General features: G+C 39.0%; 15 protein-coding genes and 1 other RNA gene. 7 read left to right on the top strand and 9 right to left on the bottom strand.

The features are described 5' to 3' along the window. The first annotated feature begins 16 nt into the window (after positions 1-16). Complete coding sequence (locus L1S31_RS06130) at positions 17-1417, top strand: T9SS type A sorting domain-containing protein (RefSeq protein ID WP_236463593.1); 1401 nt, start codon at positions 17-19, stop codon at positions 1415-1417. Between the two features lie 197 nt (positions 1418-1614). After that, a complete protein-coding gene (locus L1S31_RS06125) occupies positions 1615-2208 on the top strand; it encodes an MORN repeat-containing protein (RefSeq protein WP_236463591.1) in 594 nt (197 codons plus the stop codon). A gap of 36 nt (positions 2209-2244) precedes the next feature. On the opposite strand, the gene L1S31_RS06120 is transcribed toward L1S31_RS06125, so the two are convergent. Next, complete coding sequence (locus L1S31_RS06120; protein WP_236463588.1) at positions 2245-3864, bottom strand: ABC-F family ATP-binding cassette domain-containing protein; 1620 nt, start codon at positions 3862-3864, stop codon at positions 2245-2247. A gap of 174 nt (positions 3865-4038) precedes the next feature. Between L1S31_RS06120 and L1S31_RS06115 the strand changes: the two genes are divergently transcribed. Then, positions 4039-5448, top strand: coding sequence for a TlpA family protein disulfide reductase (locus tag L1S31_RS06115; RefSeq protein ID WP_236463587.1), 1410 nt, complete (start codon positions 4039-4041; stop codon positions 5446-5448). 67 nt (positions 5449-5515) lie between these two features. Here the strand turns inward: L1S31_RS06115 and fsa are convergent, their stop codons facing one another. From fsa to ffs, 4 genes are all read right to left on the bottom strand, one after another. Then, positions 5516-6172, bottom strand: coding sequence for a fructose-6-phosphate aldolase (gene fsa / locus L1S31_RS06110; RefSeq protein WP_236463585.1), 657 nt, complete (start codon positions 6170-6172; stop codon positions 5516-5518). 203 nt (positions 6173-6375) lie between these two features. Next, complete coding sequence (locus L1S31_RS06105) at positions 6376-7185, bottom strand: SDR family oxidoreductase (protein ID WP_236463583.1); 810 nt, start codon at positions 7183-7185, stop codon at positions 6376-6378. 26 nt (positions 7186-7211) lie between these two features. Next, positions 7212-8210, bottom strand: coding sequence for an enolase C-terminal domain-like protein (locus L1S31_RS06100; protein ID WP_236463581.1), 999 nt, complete (start codon positions 8208-8210; stop codon positions 7212-7214). Between the two features lie 50 nt (positions 8211-8260). After that, an RNA gene (ffs, locus tag L1S31_RS06095) (signal recognition particle sRNA small type) lies at positions 8261-8358 on the bottom strand. Positions 8359-8443: 85 nt separating this feature from the next. Between ffs and L1S31_RS06090 the strand changes: the two genes are divergently transcribed. Then, positions 8444-9493, top strand: coding sequence for a glutaminyl-peptide cyclotransferase (locus L1S31_RS06090; RefSeq protein ID WP_236463579.1), 1050 nt, complete (start codon positions 8444-8446; stop codon positions 9491-9493). Between the two features lie 63 nt (positions 9494-9556). Then, the gene (locus L1S31_RS06085) at positions 9557-10240 is read left to right on the top strand and encodes a carboxypeptidase-like regulatory domain-containing protein (RefSeq protein ID WP_236463577.1); all 684 of its coding nucleotides are present in this window, start codon (positions 9557-9559) and stop codon (positions 10238-10240) included. Positions 10241-10280: 40 nt separating this feature from the next. Here L1S31_RS06085 and L1S31_RS06080 read toward each other — a convergent pair whose 3' ends face one another. The 3 genes from L1S31_RS06080 to rho all read right to left on the bottom strand — a co-directional run bounded on the left by L1S31_RS06080 (position 10281) and on the right by rho (position 14769). Next, positions 10281-10862 carry a hypothetical protein gene (locus L1S31_RS06080; RefSeq protein WP_236463575.1) on the bottom strand — a complete coding sequence of 194 codons (582 nt, stop codon included), beginning with the start codon at positions 10860-10862 and terminating at the stop codon, positions 10281-10283. Positions 10863-10982: 120 nt separating this feature from the next. Then, positions 10983-12869, bottom strand: a complete 1887-nt coding sequence (dnaK, locus tag L1S31_RS06075; protein WP_236463573.1) for a molecular chaperone DnaK — start codon at positions 12867-12869, stop codon at positions 10983-10985. 202 nt (positions 12870-13071) lie between these two features. After that, a complete protein-coding gene (gene rho, locus L1S31_RS06070) occupies positions 13072-14769 on the bottom strand; it encodes a transcription termination factor Rho (protein WP_236463571.1) in 1698 nt (565 codons plus the stop codon). Between the two features lie 190 nt (positions 14770-14959). Here rho and L1S31_RS06065 point away from each other — a divergent pair, with 190 nt between their 5' ends. Continuing rightward, positions 14960-15367, top strand: a complete 408-nt coding sequence (locus L1S31_RS06065) for a DUF4293 family protein (RefSeq protein ID WP_236463569.1) — start codon at positions 14960-14962, stop codon at positions 15365-15367. 65 nt (positions 15368-15432) lie between these two features. On the opposite strand, the gene acs is transcribed toward L1S31_RS06065, so the two are convergent. Then, positions 15433-17340, bottom strand: coding sequence for an acetate--CoA ligase (gene acs, locus L1S31_RS06060; protein WP_236463567.1), 1908 nt, complete (start codon positions 17338-17340; stop codon positions 15433-15435). Positions 17341-17505: 165 nt separating this feature from the next. Here acs and L1S31_RS06055 point away from each other — a divergent pair, with 165 nt between their 5' ends. Then, positions 17506-21546, top strand: coding sequence for a PAS domain-containing protein (locus L1S31_RS06055; protein ID WP_236463565.1), 4041 nt, complete (start codon positions 17506-17508; stop codon positions 21544-21546). The last annotated feature ends 58 nt before the right edge of the window (positions 21547-21604 follow it).

The raw sequence follows: 21604 nt of genomic DNA, 5'->3' as shown, positions 1-21604 counted from the left end.
ATAAACAAAAAACATCATGAAAACAAACTTCACCTACTTAACATTTGCCTTTCTTTTTTTAACCCAATTCGGCATTGCACAACCTTGCTGGATGGAAATGAAAGGCGGCAGGATTCATAGCGTTGCATTACGGGCTGACCATACCTTATGGATATGGGGAGGAAACTCCAACCATCAGCTAGGAAACGGAACAACAACAGCGAGTACTAATCCGATACAGGTTGGAACCGATTCAGACTGGGCACAGGTAGCCGTGGGCGATTATTGGACATTAGCTATAAAAAGTGACGGTACATTATGGGCCTGGGGAGAAAACCATCTTGGTTTTTTAGGCAATGGCACTCGAAACGAGATTACAGTTCCAACACAGATAGGAACAGACAGCGATTGGAGAATGGTTACTACAGGAAGATTTCATTCAATGGCTATAAAAACAAACGGAACGCTTTGGGGATGGGGACAAAATGCCGATGGGAATATCGGTGACGGAACCTTAATCGACCGACTGGTTCCTACGCAGATTGGAACTGCCAACGACTGGCAGAATATCTACCAAGGCTATTATCATTCCTTTGGCATCAAAACCAATGGCTCTTTATGGGGATGGGGATTTAATGCCTATGGAAGTTTAGGAGATGGTACCAATGTTGATAAAATTGTCCCAACACAGATTGGAACAGGTACCAACTGGGCACAAATTTCAGGTGGTAATGCCCACAGCATTGCCGTAAAAACAGATGGCACTTTATGGTCAACCGGTGTAAATACAATTGGACAATTGGGAGACGGTACAACAGTAGATAAAAATACATGGACTCAAATTGCAATTGCGGGTACTTTTACTAAAGTTGCAACAGGAGTTGGTCATAATGTAGCCCTGAGGTCTGATGGAACCATTTGGGAATGGGGTTTGAACAATGCCGGGCAAATTGGGAATGGAACTAGGGATAATTTTGTTGGCGTATTATCTCCAATCCAGGTAGGTTCGGGTACCAATTGGATGAGCGTTGCCGTGGGCTCACACAATACTTTCGCCATGACAACTGCTGGTGCTAATTGGTCATGGGGACTTAATTTTGGTTTTCTTCTGGGAATTGGCAACACCGCTGATTATGTGCTTTTTCCAAGCTCAGTCAATAATTGCAGGACGCTGGATAATGAGGAAATAACCCTAAATGCCGACTCAGCCAAACTCTATCCAAATCCGGCAAATGATTTTGTAACCATAGAAACAAACCAAACTCCAATTCAAAATATTGAATTGTTCGATATACAGGGAAGATTGATTAATTCGGAAACACTGACTTCACCAGCAAATCAACATCAATTAAATGTGTCACAATTGGTTAAAGGAACTTATCTGATAAAGATTACTGCAGGCGAAAAATTACAAAATATTAAACTTCTCAAAAACTAATTATTTAAAATCATGACTCCCGAGCTTACACTTGGGAGTTTTTTTATATTTAGGAATATAGTCATGGATTTTGCTATTTTTGAAACAAATTCAAAAGGATTAAAATAATGGCTAAAAAATACTGGTTGTTAATGAGCATTGTATTGCTTACGACAACACAACTATTCGCTCAACAAATAGATTCCACAAGTGTTTTAATGAGTGAAATTTCAAAAAGCTATAAAGGCGATATTAAAAACGGCCTTGCCCATGGAAAGGGAACCGCAAAGGGTGAGGATACTTACAGCGGTGAATTCAAAAATGGCTTACCCGATGGCAAAGGAAAATACACCTATAAAAACGGGAATACTTTTTCGGGGTATTTCAGCAAAGGACTGAAAAATGGCAAGGGGGTTTTTAATTTTTCTTTAGCCGGGAATGCAATGACACAAAAAGGCTATTGGGTAAATGGTGATTATGTCGGCATCACAGACCCTGCAGAGCTTTATATTGTTTCAAACATATCCGGAATTGAAAGTTATTCCATTAAAAAAGTAGACGATAATTCAGAAGGCATTACTTTTTCGGTAATAAAAGGAGGAATGAAATACGTTCCCAGCAGTTTCAAGATCGTTCCCACTTCGGGACAGATGATGCCTCAGGGTAAAAGTTTATCAATAACCAATTACAACTTACCGGTTAATTGTGAAGTCAGTTTTACAGTCAACAAAAGTGGAAACATTGTCCAATGTTACTTTACCTTCGAAATCCTGAAACCCGGTAAATACGAAGTAGAACTTATAAATCCTTAATAAAAACTCCCGCCAAATAGCGGGAGTTTTTTTTTGTTAATTATACATTTTCTTTCTCAATTCCTGGACCTTTTCGTCTTCAAGATATTCGTCAAATGTCATGTAACGGTCAATCACACCATTTGGAGTAATTTCCAGAACCCTGTTGGCAACAGTTTGCGCAAACTCATGGTCATGCGTCGTAAACAATACCGAACCTTTAAAATTCTTTAATGAATTGTTGAACGCTGTAATCGATTCCAAATCCAAGTGGTTTGTTGGTTCGTCAAGCATTAAGACATTGGCACGTATCATCATCATTCGCGACAGCATGCAACGCACTTTTTCTCCTCCAGATAAAACGGTACACTTTTTCAAAGCTTCTTCACCAGAGAAAATCATTTTCCCAAGGAAACCACGAACATATACTTCGTCACGCTCTTCTTCCGTTTTTACAAACTGGCGTAACCAATCTACAAGATTTAGGTTGCCATCGGTAAAAAACGAACTGTTATCATTTGGCAAATAGGATTGTGTAGTGGTAATTCCCCAATCAAAGGTTCCAGCATCCGCTTTTTGATTTCCGTTAAGGATTTCGTAGAAAGCTGTCGTAGCACGCGAATCCTTAGAAAAGACAACAACCTTATCGCCTTTCGCCATATTCAGATCGACATTTTTGAACAATACTTCTCCATCAACAGAGGCTGCCAAATTTTGCACATGAAGGATTTGGTCTCCTGCTTCCCTTTCAACATCAAATATAATGGCAGGATATCTACGGCTCGAAGGCTTGATTTCCTCTAAATTCAATTTGTCAATCATTTTTTTACGCGAAGTAGCCTGTTTCGATTTAGCAACGTTGGCACTAAAACGACGGATGAATTCTTCAAGTTCGGCTTTCTTTTCCTCAGCTTTTTTGTTTTGCTGGGCTTTCTGTCTTGCGGCTAATTGGCTTGATTCATACCAAAATGTGTAGTTTCCTGAGTAATGATTGATTTTGGAAAAATCGATATCAGAAATATGCGTACAAACTGCGTCCAAAAAGTGACGGTCGTGCGAAACTACGATTACGGTATTTTCATAATTCGCCAGGAAATTCTCCAACCAGGAAATCGTTTCAAAATCCAGGTCGTTCGTAGGCTCATCCATTACCAAAACATCAGGGTTACCAAAAAGCGCCTGCGCCAAAAGCACACGAACCTTAAGCTTTCCTTCCATTTCTCCCATCAGGGTATAATGCATATCGGAACCAATTCCTAGGTTTGATAACATTGCACCTGCATCGGATTCGGCATTCCAACCATTCATTTCCTCAAACTGCACCTGCAATTCCCCTATCCTATCCGCATTGGCATCATCATAATCGGCATACAAAGCATCCATTTCCGATTTTACGGCAAACAAAACCTTATTACCCATCATCACTGTTTCCAGAACCGTATGCTCATCAAACATGTTGTGATTTTGATTTAAAACCGACATACGTTTTCCAGGTTCCAGGAAAACCCTTCCTGATGTTGGATCAATATCGCCAGCCAGGATTTTCAAAAAAGTTGATTTCCCTGCGCCATTAGCACCAATCACACCATAGCAGTTTCCTTGTGTAAAGGTCGTATTTACTTCATCGAATAATATTCTTTTACCAAACTGGACTGATAAATTATTTACAGTTAACATGAATTGTGTTTATTAAATTTCGGTGCAAAAGTAGTTAAAATAAAGCATATTTTAGTTAAAAAAATGTTGTGTAATTAATGAGAAAACAGCATATTTACCGCAGTTTAACTTTAACTATAGATTAACAGTAAAATCAAAAGTATCAGATTAATTTTGTTTACTAGTCTCAAATTAATGCACAAGATTCACAATATAAAAGTTTTAGGTTTCCTTATTCCCATAATCGTACTTTTTAGTTCGTGTAAAAACGAATTCAAAGGCTGCGAGTATGTTGCTTATTTTGGAGGGGAAATTGTTAATCCCAACAATCCTTACGTACTTTTCTGCAAGGATAATGAAGTGATTGACACTCTCAAGCTGGACAAAAACAACCGTTTCTTCATTCAGTTTGATTCGCTGGCACCGGGACTTTACAGCTTTAAGCACGAACCAGAATACCAATATGTTTACTTTGATAAAAACGACAGTATTATGGTGCGTGTGAACTCCAAGGATTTTGACGAATCTGTTGTTTTTTGTGGGCGTGGCGAAGAAAAGAACAATTTCCTGATGGAAATGTTTCTGAAAAATGAGAAGGACAAATACAAAATGTTCGAATTTTTTGATGACAATTTCGAAGACTTTTCAAAGGAAATAGATTCAACCTATGCCAAAGAAACCCGTTTTTATAATACTAGAAAAGCAGAAATAAAATGGAGCGAAGACTTTGATGTTTTTGCAAAAGCTTCCTTGGATTTTAACTATTATTCGAAAAAGGAATTGTATCCACTCGTTCATAAAATAAGGACCGGTGAAGATATGATTGAAAAACTTCCGGGCGATTATTACGACTACCGCAAAAAGATTGATTTCAATAATGTAGAACTTTCCAGTTATGCTCCGTATGTGATGTATTTATCACACATGCTGAACAATATGGGAACCATCAACTACCACAACCATTTTTCTGAAACCGATTTGGCACTGAAGACCAACATCAACAAAATGACCATTGCCGATACTTTGATTAAAGATAAAACGGTTAAGAACAATATACTCAACAACATTGCTTTCACTTATTTGCTTGAAGACCAAAATATGGCCAATAACAATAAGTTCTTACAAACCTATAAAAGGCTTTCAACCGATAAGAGTAAAAAGAACGAGATTACAACCATCTGCAATGCCATACAGATGCTGAAAGTGGGTTATGAACTTCCTGAAGTGAGTTTGGTTGATGCAACAGGAACTACAGTATCTTCAACAAATGTTACCAAGCCAAACACCATATTTTTCTTCTGGACGGTAAATGCCAAATCCCATTTTGAAGCGGTCCATAAAAAGGTAATGGAATTAAAATCGAAATACCCACAATACAATTTTGTGGCCGTAAACATTAATGACAGCGGTGAAGATTGGATTAAAACACTCCAGAAATATAAATTTGACGGCATTACCGAACTACATTGTTCCGATTTTGAAAACCTCAAAAACAAATGGGCAATCAACAAAATCCATAGAACGATTATCCTTGGCGATAAAGGCCTAATCAAAAATGCCTTCGTCAACATCTTTGACTCACAGTTTGAAAACAACCTAAAATAAGTTTAGGTAACGGACATAAAAAAAGGCTTTCAAAATTGAAAGCCTTTTTCATTTTAGATTAAATCTATTATTTGTTTCCTTTAGCATAATCTGCTAAGAACTGAGCCAAACCAAGGTCTGTTAAAGGGTGTTTCAACAATCCTGTGATAGAGGATAATGGTCCGGTCATTACATCAGCTCCAATTTTGGCGCAATTTACAACGTGCATCGTGTGACGGATTGAAGCCGCAAGGATTTCTGTTTCAAAGGCATAATTATCATAAATTTCACGGATCTCCTGAATCAAGGCCAAACCATCAGTTGAAATATCATCCAGCCTTCCTAAGAACGGCGAAACATAAGTTGCGCCCGCTTTTGCAGCCAAAATGGCCTGGCCTGCAGAGAATACCAAAGTCACATTCGTTTTCACTCCTTTATCAGAGAAATATTTACAGGCTTTTACACCCTCTTTGGTCATTGGCAGCTTTACCACAATCTGCGGATGCAAATCGGCCAACTCCTCACCTTCCTTAATCATTCCGTCATAATCAATGGCAATAACTTCGGCACTTACGTCTCCATCTACAATGTTGCAAATGTCAACATAGTGTTTCAAAATGTTGTTTTTCCCAGTGATTCCTTCTTTTGCCATCAACGAAGGATTTGTTGTTACTCCGTCAAGAACACCCATGTCCTGAGCTTCCTTAATTTCATTTAAATTGGCAGTGTCAATAAAAAATTTCATAAAATTTATTTTAAAAAAGTTGTGTTCAAAATGTGGGCGTTCCCCGTTCTTCAAACGGGTCGGGCTTTCGGCTGCACAGGGTGCCTGCCTCTATCCCTAACGCAAACTCGGTGCAAAAGTACAATATTTTTAAGTTTCAAAGTGGCAAAGTCGCAAAGTTCCAGAGTTTTTTTACTTTGCTACTTTGCGACTCTGCAACTTTGCTACTTTTCGAGCTTATAATGATTCATCAGCATGCTTTCGTAAATCCTGTCGGGCAGAATCCGTTTTAAAACAATCGAGAATTTCTGCATGAATGCACCTTCCTTATAATGTAGTTTTGGATTCTTGTTATTAATGATCTGAAAAACCACTGCAGCCAAATCATCTGGATTGTCGCCACTATGCATGTGCGAATTCATCATTCCCAACGTATTTTCATAAGCCGTTTTATAAACCGAGTCTTCATTAATGGGCGCATGGTAACGACGCGAAGCAATTTCAGTGGCAAATTCTCCCGGTGCGATATTGACAACGTTGATTCCGAATGGTTTTACCTCAATGCTTATTGCTTCGGTAACCAATTCCAATGCGCCTTTTGAGGCCGAATAAATTCCACGATACGGCAGACCCATATACCCTGCTATCGAAGTAATGTTAATTATTAAACCCGATTTTTGTTCGCGCATTTGTGGCAAAGCCGCCTTGATGACTTCAATTGGACCGAAAAAATTAGTCTCAAAATTATTCCGCATCTCATCAGTTGGGGTTTCCTCAATTGGTCCGGTAATTCCAACTCCGGCATTATTAATCACAACATCAATCCGCTTAGAAATCGAAATTACTTTTTCAACCGCTTGCTGAATGCTCTCAACACTTCGCACATCCAAAGCGATTAAAGGGAATATCGAATTGGCAACCTTCTCCGGGTTTCGGCTGGTTCCATAAACGGTAAAACCTTTGTGGAATAAATATTCTCCAATCGCTTTTCCAATACCCGAAGAACCGCCTGTTATTAATACTACTTTGCTCATGTTTTTATATTTAATGATAAAGGTAATTAGTTTATTTTGATGCCCAAACCATGATTTTGACTCAAATGGATTTTACCATTGACGATTTCGCTTCCTTTGGCAATGTCATTCGCAATCAAATTGGCTCCATCCAAATCGGCAAAATTGCAAAACGGCGCCAATACAGCTCCGGCTGAAATCCCAATAGTTGATTCAGTCATGCAGCCAATCATAATTTTATAACCCAGCTCTTTGGCAACAACAATCATTTCTATGGCCGGAGTCAATCCACCACATTTGACCAGTTTAATGTTAACACTCCTATAATGCTGATTCAAATCCTTTAAAACAGAAACATCCTGGCAATCCTCATCTGCCATCCAATTGGCAGATTGATCAGAATTTAAAATTTCATAATTATCAACTCCGGGTTTCATTGGCTGTTCGAGATAGGCGAATTTTGAAACCAATTCATTTTCCTGCAGCCAAAGGCAGTTCTCCTTTGTGAAACTTCCATTGGAATCCAATGCCAGGTTTTTATCCAATTCCAATAATGTGGAAATGTCATTTTTGTCAAAATGGTTGCACTTGACTTTGAATTTCGACCACTTAGACTGATTGATTTTCCTGATTTGATTTTGAACCGTATCCACGCTAATCGTAATTGAGGAATCCGGAAGACTTTTATAATTGATATTGTTTAATTCTAAAAAACTCTTCCTTTCCAGTTTGCCAAACAAATCCCAATAGGCGCAATCCAAAGCCGAACGAAGGAAGCTTGGCAAATCCAATTCTAAAAGAAAACCATAAAAATCAGCGGGATGAAGTATTTTTTTACTTTCAATCTTCGTTTTAATCTTAGTCAAAATCTGCTCAAAATCGGAAAGGCTGATGTGGTAGTAATCAATTGAAGTACATTCGCCATAACCTTTAAAACCATTTTTTTCAAGGGTAATGATCAAGGCTTCCCGATGGTTGTAATTTCCATAGGCAATGGCAAAGGTTTCCTTGAGTTGAAATCGTACTATTTGCCATGATAAAACCATATGCTGTAAAAATAAAAAATCCCGAGAACTTCGGGACGTGTTTTTGAAAAAATGGCAAGCGACCTACATCGCACCGCTACAACCACATACCTTTGCTATGTTCCCATCCTGGAGGATTTTGTAGGAGCTGGTCGTGTAGGACTTGCCGGTGCAAAGATACAATCTTTTTATTTTTTTGCAAGAATTTAAGAGCAATATAAATATATTTGTGAGTGAAAAATTAATTACAAAAAATGAAACTTCGTAACCCATTAATTACCATTTTATTAGCACTAATTATTGTGAGCTGCCAGGACAGCCAAAGCGAAAGAGAAAAATACTTCAGCTTTGATGAAAACAATTTAAAACCAATGTACCAGGCTACCGACAAGGTAGATTTTACTTTGGTCAACAATAAAAACAAAACAATCGACAGCATTGCCTATTTTGTAAATGACAAGAGAATTTCTTCGGTAAAGGGTAACGGCAAATTTACTTTGGATTTATCTGGAAAAAAATTGGGGTATCAAAATGTAAAAGCTTTGGTTTATTTTGAAGGCGATACCGTTTCTACCAAAACCAGGGTTGAAGTTGCTTCGGGGATTGTACCAAAATTATTCAAATATACCATCGTCAATACGTATGACCACGATATCAATGCCTTTACGGAAGGTTTTGAATTCTTCCGTGACACTTTGATGGAAAGCACCGGGCAGAACGGGAAATCCTATTTTGCCAAAATCGATTATAAAACCGGCAAGGCTTACAAGAAAGTGGACATCGACCAGCAGTATTTTGGAGAAGGGATAACAGTTATTAATGGAAAAATCTACCAGCTAACCTGGCAAAGTGCTACCGGTTTTGTTTATGATGCCAATACGTTGAAGAAAATCAAGGACTTTAAATTTGACAAGCCAATTGAAGGTTGGGGAATGACAAACGATGGTAAAAACATTTATCAATCCGACGGAACGGAGAAAATCTGGACCATGGATCCCGAAACACAAAAACTGGTTGATTATGTAAATGTTTACACTAACGACAGTAAGATACAAGCCGTTAATGAACTCGAATGGATTAACGGAAAAATCTATGGCAACATTTGGCAGAAAGATGCCATTGCGATAATCAACCCACAAACCGGAGCTGTTGAAGGTGTATTGGATTTGACTGCATTAAAAGCCAAAATAACCAATAAAGCTGCAGATGTCTTAAACGGAATCGCTTACAACAAAAAAACGAACACGATTTTTGTGACCGGTAAAAACTGGGATAAAACGTTTGAGATTAAAGTAAGCGAATAATTTTTTCATTCGCTTCCAACCTTTTGGTCAAAATAAACCTCTTTACAAGAAACGACTATTACCATGACCAAAATCAACATCTCCATACCGAAGCCCTGCCATGAAAACTGGGAAGGCATGACACCTGAAGACAAAGGTAGATTCTGCAATTCCTGTCAAAAGAAAGTTTTCGATTTTACAAAATCTTCCGACCGGGAAATTGTAACAGCCTTCCAGCAAAATGAAAATCTTTGCGGTCGGTTCATGGAAACCCAGCTTAATCGTGATTTAATAAAACCCGAAAGGAAAAATTCCATTTGGATGGCAGCATCCTCAGCAATCATTAGTTTTCTTGGATTGGGAACTCATGAAGCCACAGCTCAGGGAGAGCCTATAAAAACGGAACAAACAGACAGAAAGATTGTTGGCAAACCAGCTGCACCTATCAAACAAGGAGAAGTTGCAACTAATCCTGAAATTGAGGTTTCCGGAATTGTTTCAGATAAAAGTGGACAGCTTCCTGGCGCGACTGTTTCCGTAAAAGGTACTGATGTGCATGTGCAAACTGATTTTGATGGGGTATTTACAATTAAAGCCAAAATTGACGACGTTATTGTTGTTACATATGTTGGTTACGATAATTTTGAATTCAAAGCCAGTCAATCCAATAAACAAAAGAAAATTGTTTTAAAGGAAGCGACTTCTAAGGATAAAGAACTTATTTATCTGGGGTATGTCGTTCCATCAAAGAAAAAAAAGAAAAACTAATTATCATAAAAAAAATCCTCTCATTGCTGAGAGGATTTTTTTATTTCTTCTTAAACTCCATTTTGTCCTTATCGTATACAAATGTCATTTGCTGGTTCTTTCCTTTCTGGGTTACAGAACCGTCGGGATTTAGTATAAACTCAAATCCTTCACGCCTCATCTTTTCCTGGGTTTCTGTTGCAGCTGTACCACCCAAAGATACTACTTCGGTAATGTGATTTGTCAACTGGTAATTGGAATACACTTGTTTTTTAGACGTCAATTCATAAATCACCGAATAGATAGTGGTTTTCTCTTCTGTTTTATTTGTTGATTTAGTCACGCTTAATTCTGTCCATGTAAGCAAATACAATTTAACGCCACTTGCGATAAACGAACTTAGTTTGCAGTCTTTCGGAGCGAACCCGGCATCAACATCCTTAACCACAAGCATATCATTGGTTTTCCCTTTTTCGCTAACAATAATCTGAAACTTACCGTTTTTTACCTCAACCTGTAAGTTGTCAAGTTTAGGTAATGCCGCTACAGTTGTAGCCGTTTTTTTTGCACCAGCTTTCTTTTTTTGGCCAAAACCATTAACAGTCAACAAGCCAACACATAAAAACAAAAATATTTTTTTCATAACAAGTAATAATTCGATTAAACAGTTTGCCAATGTACAAAATAATTTATTCCGCAACTGTTAAATAAAAAACCGGATAATTGCTTACCCGGTTTCTATAATAATTTAATACCTTTTAAATTACTTTACTTCTTCGAATTCTACATCTTGTGTATTATCTCCAGAGTTTTCTGCTTGTGGCTGTGCATCCTGTGCCTGACCAGCTTCGCCTTGTGCATACATTGCTTCAGTAGCTGTTTTCCATGCTGCGTTTACACTGTCAAGGCCTTTTTGGATAGCATCCAAATCCTGAGCCTGGTGTGCCGCTTTCAATTCAGTCAATGCTGATTCGATAGCCACTTTATGGTCGTCAGATAATTTTTCTCCGATTTCCTTCAATTGACTTTCCGTTTGGAAAATCATACTGTCAGCTTCGTTCAATTTTTCTGCTTTTTCTCTTGCAATTCTATCTGCATCTGCATTCATCTCAGCATCTTTTTTCATTCTTTCGATTTCTTCAGCTGTTAAACCAGATGAAGCTTCGATACGGATGTCATGCGATTTTCCTGTTCCTTTATCTGTAGCCGAAACTTTGATGATACCATTCGCATCGATATCAAAAGTAACTTCAATTTGAGGAACACCTCTTGGTGCTGGCGGGATTCCGTCTAAGTGGAAACGTCCGATGGTTTTGTTATCCGCAGCCATTGTCCTTTCTCCCTGCAATACGTGGATTTCAACACTTGGCTGGTTATCCGCAGCAGTTGAGAATACTTGTGACTTTTTGGTTGGGATGGTTGTGTTGGACTCAATTAATTTAGTCATCACATTACCCATAGTTTCGATACCAAGTGATAAAGGCGTAACGTCTAACAACAATACATCTTTTACATCTCCTGATAAAACTCCACCCTGGATTGCAGCTCCAATCGCTACAACCTCATCAGGGTTTACTCCTTTTGATGCTTTTTTACCAAAGAATTTTTCAACTTCATCAGCAATTCTTGGCATTCTTGTAGAACCACCAACCAAGATGATTTCGTCAATATCAGAAGTAGATAAACCTGCATCTTTCAAAGCTTTGGCAACTGGTTCCATTGAACGTTTTACCAATGCATCAGACAATTGCTCAAATTTAGCTCTTGTTAATTTTTTTACCAAGTGTTTTGGTCCTGAAGCTGTAGCGGTAACGTAAGGCAAATTGATTTCTGTTTCTGCAGAAGATGACAATTCGATTTTCGCTTTTTCAGCAGCTTCCTTAATTCTTTGCAATGACATTGGATCTAATCTCAAGTCAATTCCTTCTTCAGCTTTGAATTCGTCTGCCAACCAATCGATGATGGTTTGGTCAAAGTCATCTCCACCTAAGTGTGTATCACCATTTGTAGACAATACTTCGAAAACCCCGTCTCCTAATTCAAGGATGGAAATATCAAAAGTACCTCCACCTAAATCGTATACTGCGATTTTTTGATCGTGTCCTTTTTTGTCCAATCCGTAAGCTAATGCCGCAGCAGTTGGCTCGTTGATGATTCTCATTACTTTAAGTCCGGCAATTTCACCAGCTTCTTTTGTAGCCTGGCGTTGCGCATCATTAAAGTATGCCGGAACAGTAATAACTGCTTCGGTAACTGTTTGGCCTAAATAGTCTTCAGCTGTTTTTTTCATTTTTTGAAGTGTCATTGCTGACAATTCCTGTGGTGTATACAAACGACCATCAATATCAACACGTGGTGTATTGTTGTCTCCTTTTACCACATTGTAAGGTATTTTTTTTGCTTCATTCTGAGTTTCAGCAAAAGTGTGCCCCATAAAACGTTTGATAGAACCAACTGTTTTTGTTGGATTTGTTACCGCTTGTCTTTTTGCAGGGTCACCAACTTTAATTTCACCTCCTTCAACGAATGCGATGATGGATGGTGTTGTTCTTTTTCCTTCTGAATTAGGGATAACTACTGCTTCCTGTCCTTCCATTACGGCTACGCAGGAATTCGTCGTTCCTAAGTCAATTCCAATTATTTTTCCCATTTTTTTATCTCCTTTTAGGTTTTGTTTTTTTGATTATTCCTCTACGAGTGAATAGTACTTTTGTGTTGTACGGTTTCGGAAATGGCAACTACTATGCCAACGGAAGAATTGTTATAAATTGTCAGTTTTGGGCTGACTCAATATGACAAGATGACATTTTCGCATAAAAAAAAACCCAACCTTTCAGTTGGGGTTTGCAATTTTAGTCATTCATCGAAATGAGGAATTCCTCGTTGTTTCGGGTTTTCTTGATTTTGTCGTTTATCGTATCCATCGATTCAACCGGATTCATATCGGCAAGGAATTTACGCAGTATCCACATTCTTTGCAACGTGCTTGGTTCCAATAATAAATCGTCACGACGCGTGCTTGAAGAAGTCAAATCGATAGCAGGGAAGATTCTACGGTTGGCAATTTTTCTATCCAACTGCAATTCCATATTACCGGTTCCTTTGAATTCCTCAAAGATAACTTCGTCCATTTTCGAACCTGTTTCTGTTAATGCAGTTGCAATGATACTTAATGAACCACCGTTTTCTACATTACGTGCCGCTCCAAAGAAACGTTTTGGTTTTTGCAGTGCGTTGGCATCAACTCCACCCGAAAGCACTTTCCCGGATGCAGGCTGAACCGTATTGTAAGCTCTTGCCAAACGTGTAATCGAATCCAATAAAACCACTACATCGTGCCCGCATTCTACCAAACGTTTTGATTTCTCCAAAACGATATTGGCAATTTTCACATGCTCTGATGGTTCACGGTCGAATGTTGAAGCAATAACTTCACCTCGAACCGAACGCTGCATGTCGGTAACCTCTTCCGGACGCTCATCAATTAGCAACACAATCAGGTAAACTTCAGGATGATTGGCAGCAATGGCGTTGGCAATGTCTTTTAGCAACATTGTTTTACCAGTTTTTGGCTGCGCCACAATCATTCCACGTTGCCCTTTTCCGATTGGAGAGAACAAATCGATTACTCGTGTAGAAACGCTTGCCTGCTTATCGGCTATATTGAATTTTTCCTGAGGGAATATCGGAGTTAAATGCTCGAATGAAACACGGTCACGAACCACTTGCGGGTCATGTCCGTTTATCTTTAATACTTTTACCAATGGAAAGAATTTTTCTCCTTCTTTTGGCGGGCGAACCACACCTTTCACGGTATCTCCGGTTTTTAACCCAAACAAACGGATTTGGGATGTCGATAGGTAAATATCATCAGGCGAAGCCAGATAATTATAATCGGAAGAACGCAGGAATCCATAACCATCGGGCATCATTTCCAGAACGCCTTCGCTTTCTATGATTCCGTCAAACTCAAAATCAGAATCCCTGAAATTGTTTTGTTTTTTTCCTTTAAAATTTGGATTGTTATTGTTGGCATTGCCATTCTGATGCTTGTGTTTTTGTTCCTGATTGCCGTTCTGCGGAGTAGAATTGGTTTCTTCTTCGCTAACCGGAGCTTCTATTATATCACTTTCTGTGGCTTCGGATTCTTCAGGAACTATAGTTGGCTCGTTGTTCTTCTTTTTATCGAAGGGTTTTTTGAACTTTGCATTCTTGTTTTGAAAAGCGGGTTTCTCTTCAGCTGGTTCAGCCACAACATCTGAAGTAAACAAATCATTTTGTGGTGATTCGGCTGGCTTTTTGGTTTCAGGAGCAATTCGTGCCCGCTTAACTTTAGTTTCTGCTGTTTTTTCAGTTGATGTTTTAGCTTCGCTCAGTTCGGCTTCGCCTCGGGTTGGGCTGTCAGCTTCAGCAGTTTTATTTTGGTGTTCCAAAATCTGGGCAATCAACGTATCTTTTTTGGCGCCCGTGACTTTTATGGTTTGGGCTAATTTGGCAATTTCCTGAAGCTCAGCAAGCTTCATTTCTTTAAGGGCAGAAATATCAAACATAAATAGTATTTATATCGTAAGTGATTTTAATTGGGAATTCAGAGAAAATGAGGGTAGATTCAATGCTTGGAAAAATCCGATTGATGAAGTTCGTGCGGATTTGTACTGCAATAATACAAATAAAATTTTATCATGCAATAGTATTTTTTTAAAAAGAAACTTTATTTTTGCGTCAGATTATTCAAAAAAGATGTTTAGACCACAAACTTATTATCTGATTCTTTGCCTTATTACAACCTTGGTTTTGCCATTCGTATTTCCATTATGGAAAGATGCGGCAGGAAAACCTTTTTATTTTATGGCTGAAATGGTATATGTTATACTATTAGGACTGAGTAATACTTTGACCTTTTTAAGCATCCTATCACATACAAAAAGACAACAACAATTTGTCATGGGCAGATTGAATATAATATTGAATTTAATTTTATTAGGATTATTTGTGTATCGAACACTAACCGCATCTGGAGAAACAGCTATTTCTGAGAAAGGTGTTGGGATGTTCTTACCTATTTTTTCTATCGTATTTTTGGTTTTGGCCAACAAAGCCATCAAAAAGGACGAAGATCTCGTAAAATCTGTGGATCGATTGCGATAAACCTATAAACTTAGTTTTTTAGTGCTGCAAAAAACCCGAATCAATGATTCGGGTTTTTTATTTGTTTATATTTTTCCGTTTTTGATTTCATCCACAATTTCGGGATTGAGTAAAGTTGATGTATCCCCAAAATTACTAAAGTCGCCTTCGGCAATCTTTCTTAAAATCCTACGCATGATCTTACCTGACCGTGTTTTTGGCAGATTCGATACAAATTGGATTTTATCCAGTTTTGCTATTGGGCCGATTTGGTCTGAAATTAATTGATTGATTTCCTTGGCCAGATTATCCTTATCCCTGCTCTCTCCTATTTCCTTCAAAATGATAAAACCATACAAAGCATTTCCTTTGATATCATGCGGAAAACCAACAATGGCACTTTCAGCAATCGCCGGATGTTCATTTATGGAATCCTCAATAGGCGCGGTTCCCAAATTATGCCCCGAAACGATAATGACATCGTCTACCCTTCCTGTAATTCGGTAATAACCCACTTCATCGCGCAAAGCGCCGTCACCGGTAAAATATTTGCCGGGGAATGCTGTAAAATAAGTTTCCTTATAACGCTGATGGTCTCCCCAAATGGTTCTTGCTATAGCCGGCCATGGAAACTTAATGCACAAACTTCCGGTAACCTGGTTTCCTTCTATTTCATTGCGTAGTTCATCCATCAAAACAGGTTGGATTCCGGGTAACGGAAGTGAAGCATACGTTGGTTTTGTTGGCGTTACAAATGGAATAGGCGAAATCATGATTCCACCAGTTTCGGTCTGCCACCAGGTATCTACCAATGGGCATCGCTTTCCTCCTACATGGTCGTTATACCAATGCCATGCCTCTTCGTTTATAGGTTCTCCCACTGAGCCAATGACTTTCAATGAACTCAATGGAAAACGCTGCACATAATCCAGGCTTTCTTTTGCTAAAGCCCTGATTGCTGTTGGCGCTGTATAAAATTGTGTGATATTGTGCTTTTCGATTACTTCCCAAAAACGGCTGTAATCTGGGTAAGATGGAACACCTTCAAAGATTACAGTTGTTGCTCCATTTAATAAAGGTCCGTATAAAATATAAGAGTGTCCGGTTATCCAGCCAATGTCGGCTGTACACCAAAAAATATCATTCTCTTCATACGCAAAAACATTCTTAAAAGTATAGGCAGTATAAACCATATAACCCGCTGTAGAATGCACCATTCCTTTTGGCTTACCTGTTGAACCCGAAGTATACAAAATAAATAACGGGTCTTCAGCATCCATAATCTCGGCAACATTATTCGGAATCGCAGCATCAAGCAACGGCTGTAGCCAAATGTCACGTCCTTCCTTCATCGAAACATTGGTATTGGTTCGTTTGACTACCAATACTTTTTCAACACAAGGAGTTTTTTCCAAAGCCTCATCAACAATTCCCTTTAAATCTATAGTCTTATCACCACGATAACTTCCGTCAGAGGTAATGACCATTTTACATTCGCAGTCATTGATACGCGCTCCAACAGCCGTAGCTGAAAACCCGGCAAACACTACCGAATGCACAGCACCAATTCGGGCGCAGGCCAAAGTCGCAATTGCCAATTCGGGAATCATTGGGAGGTAAATGCAAACCCTGTCCCCTTTTTTCACACCTTGCTCACGAAGTACGTTGGCCATGCGGGCAACTTTATCGTAAAGTTGGTTATACGTTATATGGATTGCGTCTTCATTCGGATTGTTAGGTTCGAAAATGATAGCGGTTTTATCGCCTCTTCTTGCCAAATGCCTGTCAATGCAATTCTTGGTAATATTGACTTTGGCATCAATAAACCATTTAAAGCTGGCTTCCTGGAAATTTACCTCAAACACCTTTTCCCATTTTTGATACCAGGTGAAATTTTCTTCTGCAATCTTATCCCAAAACTTTCTGGGCTCACGGATTGACTTTTTATACATTTTAAAATAATGCTCTAAATTGAGTATTTTGTAGTAGCTCATGGTTGATTCAATATTTTTTGTAGTGTAAATATAAACATTCCGTTAATATTCTCCTGATGGCAGCTAATATTCTTCTGATGGAAGCCTATATTCGCCTGCTGTAATATATTAACCTGTGTTAAAACAAAATAATTTCCTTAACTTCGTAATCCTAACAATTTTTTAATGATGCCAAAAATTACCAATTCTGATTTACAATTTCTTGCTGGAGGAGGTGAAATGGGGCAGCTAATGCGTGAAAAGGACTGGAGTAAAAATCCGCTTGGAAATCCTGAGACCTGGCCACAGAGTTTACGTATAACACTCAGTATCCTACTTAATTCAAAATTCCCGATGTTCCTTTTTTGGGGGCAGGAACTGATATGCTTCTATAACGATGGGTATCGCCCAAGCCTTGGCAATAATGGAAAGCATCCCGATATATTGGGAGGGCGCGGTGAAGATTTCTGGAAGGAAATCTGGAAAGATATCAAACCGCTAATTGATAACGCGCTGGAAAAAGGAGAAGCAAGTTGGTTTGAAGATTTGCTCCTTCCTATTTACCGCAATGGGAAGATGGAAGATGTTTACTGGACCTTCAGTTACAGCCCAGTAAATGACGAATCGGGGAAACCCGCCGGAGTGTTTGTCACCTGCAATGAAACTACCGAAAAGGTAAATTTGCTTAACCATCTTAGTGAAAGCAACCAAAGATTCTATAATAATATCAGGCAGGCACCGTTGGCGATGTGTATTTTAAAAGGCAAAGACTTCGTTGTTGAGATTGCCAATAACCTGATGCTTCAGATATGGGGTAAGGACGAAGCTGATGTACTGAATAAACCTCTTTTTGAAGGATTACCTGAAGCAAGAGAGCAGGGTTTCGAAGTATTACTGGAAAGCGTTTATGCGACGGGAGAAAAATTTGAAGCCAATGAGCGCCTCGTTTCGTTGCCCCGAACCGGAAAACTGGAAAACACTTACCTTAATTTTGTATACGAGCCATTACGCGAAGCTAATGGTGAGATTACAGGAATTGTAGCTTCTGCAGCCGATGTCACCAAACAGGTTATCGATCGTACCAAATTGGAGGAAACAGAACAAAAAGTACGTGCTCTGGTAGAAAACGCTCCTTTTGCCATAGCGGTATATACAGGTGAAGAAATGCGGGTGGAATTGGCGAATCAGGCCATTATTGATATTTGGGGAAAAGGAAACGACGTTATCGGCAAAACTTTTACTGAAATCCTTCCTGAACTTGCAGGGCAATCGGTATTTGAACAGATAAAGGAAGTATATTCTACTGGAAAAGCATTCCATACCCAAAACACGCCATTGGAACTTATTGTCAATGGGAAAAAAGGCACTTATTATTTCAATTACGATTTTACGCCACTTTATGACCTTTCGGGGAATATTTACGGCGTAATGAATACGGGAGTTGACCTAACCGAACTAAATCTGGCCAAACAAAAAATAGAGGAAGGAGACACGCGTTTCCGAAACACGGTAAAGCAAGCGCCCGTTGGCATCATTATCTTACGCGGAAAAGATTATGTGGTAGAAATGGTCAACGATGCCTATATGCAAATTGTTGATTTTAACGAAAGTGAATTTGTTGGACTGCCCTTATTTGACTCTATTCCGGAAGCAAAGGAAAGTACCCTGAGCCTTATGGATCATGTTATGGATACTGGTGAACCTTTTCATGGATACGAAGTAACCGTGCCGCTTAAAAGGAATAACCGATTGGAGTTTTGCAACTTCGACTTTGTATACCATCCGTTAAAAGAGGATGATGGTTCCATTTCCGGAATGATCGTGACGGTTACTGATGTCACAGAAAAAGTAGCATCGCGCAAAAAAATCGAAGAAAGCGATGCGCGTTTTAGGAATACCGTAAAACAGGCACCTGTGGGAATTACCATTTTAAGAGGAAAGGATTATGTGGTTGAAATGGCTAATGACGCTTACCTGCAGCTTGTTGACCGAAAGGAAGAAACCTTTTTGCATAAACCCTTGTTTGATTCATTACCCGAAGTAAAAGAAACCGTCCAACATTTATTGGATGGAGTACGGGAAACAGGCGTTGCGTATCATGGTTATGAGGTTCCTATACCGCTTGTGCGTAACGAACAGCTTGGCACCTTTTATTTCGATTTCCTTTACCACCCTTTGAAAGAAGATGATGGAAGCATTTCGGGGATTATCGTTACAGTTACCGAAGTAACCGAAAAAGTACAGTCGCGCAAAAAAATAGAGCGCAATGAGGAAAGGCTCAATATCGTTATTGAAGCCAGTGAATTAGGAACCTGGGAGTTGAATCTTAAAACCCACGAAGCAATATATTCCCAAAGATATCTGGAAATTATCAGCGGTTCAAAGGAATACAAAAAACTCACCCATGAGCAGCTGATAAAATACCTTCATCCTGACGATCTGGAAAATCGTAATAAGGCACTTGCTACTGCACTTGCAACAGGCATACTCAATTACGAAGCCCGTTTGATCTGGGATGACAAATCCATTCATTGGATGGAAGGAAGAGGAAAGGTTTTTTACGATGAAGAAAACCAACCTATAAAAATGGTCGGAACCATTCGGGATATCACAAAGGAACGAGACGCCCAATTACTATTGGTAAAAAATGAGCAGAAATTCAGGCTTCTTGCCGACTCCATGCCACAGCACATCTGGACGGCAGATATTGAAGGAAACCTGAATTATTTCAACCAGTCCGTTTTGGATTATTCAGGCATGTCCTTAAAACAAATTTATGAAAAAGGATGGCTGGACATCGTGCATCCTGATGACAGGGATGAGAATATAAGATTGTGGATGGAATCGATTGTTACAGGCAAGGACTTTCTTTACCAGCATCGTTTCCGCCGCTTTGACGGAATCTATCGTTGGCAATTGAGCCGTGCCATTCCTCAGAAGGGTGAGAATGGTGAAATCCAGATGTGGGTTGGAACAAGTACCGATATCCAGGATCAGAAAGAATTCACACAAGAACTTGAGAAGCAGGTTAACGAACGAACCAAAGAGCTTAATAACCTTAATGAAACGCTTAAACAAAGTGAAGAACGTTATCATTTGATGGTTGAAGAAGTCCAGGATTATGCCATATTGTATCTGAATAATGAAGGAATTGTAGAAAACTGGAACAAAGGAGCCGAAAAAATCAAAGGCTATAAAGCTGACGAAATTGTTGGAAAGAGTTTTTCAAATTTCTATACCCCGGAAGACCAAAAATCAAACCTTCCACAATACGTTTTAAACCATGCTGCAAAATACGGAAGGTATGTTCATGAAGGTTGGCGTGTTAGAAAAGATGGCACCCGATTTTGGGCAAATGTGGTTATCACCGCTGTCCATAATGAATCAGGTGAAATTATCGGTTATTCCAAAATGACACACGACCTCACATTCAAAAAAGAGGCAGACGACAAAATAAAACTCAATTCCGAAATCTTGGAACAGAAAAATCGTGAACTCGAAAAGATGAACAAAGAATTGCAATCCTTTGCTTATATTTCCAGCCATGATTTACAGGAACCACTGCGAAAAATACAAACCTTTGCCGATCAGATTGCAGAAAGGGAATCTGAAAATTTATCCGAAAATGCAAAAGATAAATTCAAGCGGATGCAGAATGCTGCCAAAAGGATGCAGACCTTAATCAACGACCTGCTTGCCTATTCGCGCACCAATACACAGGAAGTAAAACTCAAGAAAACAAATCTTAATGACATTGTTGAGGAGGTGAAGGAAGACCTGAAAGAAGAATTGCAGCTGAAGAACGGAACGATTGAAATTGGCAAATTGGGCGAAGCCGAAATCATTCCTTTCCAGTTCCATCAGTTAATGTTCAACCTGGCGAGCAATTCCTTAAAATTCTCCCGCGAAAATGTACCTCCGCACATTACCATTAAAGGGGAAATTGTTAAAGGCAAAGACACCGATAATGACAAACTTGATCCAAAAACAAAATACTGCCACATCACCTTCTCCGATAACGGAATCGGATTTGAACAACAATACAGCGATAAAATCTTTGAGGTATTTCAACGCCTACATGGTAAGGAAGTCTATCAGGGAACCGGAATCGGTTTGGCCATCGTAAAGAAAATTGTGGACAACCACAACGGCGTCATAACCGCAAAAGGTGCATTAGGACAAGGTGCCACATTTAATATTTATATCCCGATAAATGGCGGTAAATAAGCAACTGTTAAAGAAAACCAAAAATTAAACCTTACGAAATGCGATTAATGGCTATTTA

It is taken from the genome of Flavobacterium wongokense (assembly GCF_021608265.1).
Classification (GTDB): Bacteria; Bacteroidota; Bacteroidia; order Flavobacteriales; family Flavobacteriaceae; genus Flavobacterium; species Flavobacterium wongokense.
This window is presented reverse-complemented; position numbering and strand designations above follow the sequence as displayed.

What these genes read in the sequence shown, in the direction of transcription:
- L1S31_RS06130 (WP_236463593.1), top strand. Translation starts at nt 17, where the DNA reads ATGAAAACAAACTTCACCTACTTAACATTTGCCTTTCTTTTTTTAACC.
- L1S31_RS06125 (WP_236463591.1), top strand. Translation starts at nt 1,615, where the DNA reads ATGAGTGAAATTTCAAAAAGCTATAAAGGCGATATTAAAAACGGCCTT.
- L1S31_RS06120 (WP_236463588.1), bottom strand. Translation starts at nt 3,864, where the DNA reads ATGTTAACTGTAAATAATTTATCAGTCCAGTTTGGTAAAAGAATATTA.
- L1S31_RS06115 (WP_236463587.1), top strand. Translation starts at nt 4,039, where the DNA reads ATGCACAAGATTCACAATATAAAAGTTTTAGGTTTCCTTATTCCCATA.
- fsa (WP_236463585.1), bottom strand. Translation starts at nt 6,172, where the DNA reads ATGAAATTTTTTATTGACACTGCCAATTTAAATGAAATTAAGGAAGCT.
- L1S31_RS06105 (WP_236463583.1), bottom strand. Translation starts at nt 7,185, where the DNA reads ATGAGCAAAGTAGTATTAATAACAGGCGGTTCTTCGGGTATTGGAAAA.
- L1S31_RS06100 (WP_236463581.1), bottom strand. Translation starts at nt 8,210, where the DNA reads ATGGTTTTATCATGGCAAATAGTACGATTTCAACTCAAGGAAACCTTT.
- L1S31_RS06090 (WP_236463579.1), top strand. Translation starts at nt 8,444, where the DNA reads ATGAAACTTCGTAACCCATTAATTACCATTTTATTAGCACTAATTATT.
- L1S31_RS06085 (WP_236463577.1), top strand. Translation starts at nt 9,557, where the DNA reads ATGACCAAAATCAACATCTCCATACCGAAGCCCTGCCATGAAAACTGG.
- L1S31_RS06080 (WP_236463575.1), bottom strand. Translation starts at nt 10,862, where the DNA reads ATGAAAAAAATATTTTTGTTTTTATGTGTTGGCTTGTTGACTGTTAAT.
- dnaK (WP_236463573.1), bottom strand. Translation starts at nt 12,869, where the DNA reads ATGGGAAAAATAATTGGAATTGACTTAGGAACGACGAATTCCTGCGTA.
- rho (WP_236463571.1), bottom strand. Translation starts at nt 14,769, where the DNA reads ATGTTTGATATTTCTGCCCTTAAAGAAATGAAGCTTGCTGAGCTTCAG.
- L1S31_RS06065 (WP_236463569.1), top strand. Translation starts at nt 14,960, where the DNA reads ATGTTTAGACCACAAACTTATTATCTGATTCTTTGCCTTATTACAACC.
- acs (WP_236463567.1), bottom strand. Translation starts at nt 17,340, where the DNA reads ATGAGCTACTACAAAATACTCAATTTAGAGCATTATTTTAAAATGTAT.
- L1S31_RS06055 (WP_236463565.1), top strand. Translation starts at nt 17,506, where the DNA reads ATGATGCCAAAAATTACCAATTCTGATTTACAATTTCTTGCTGGAGGA.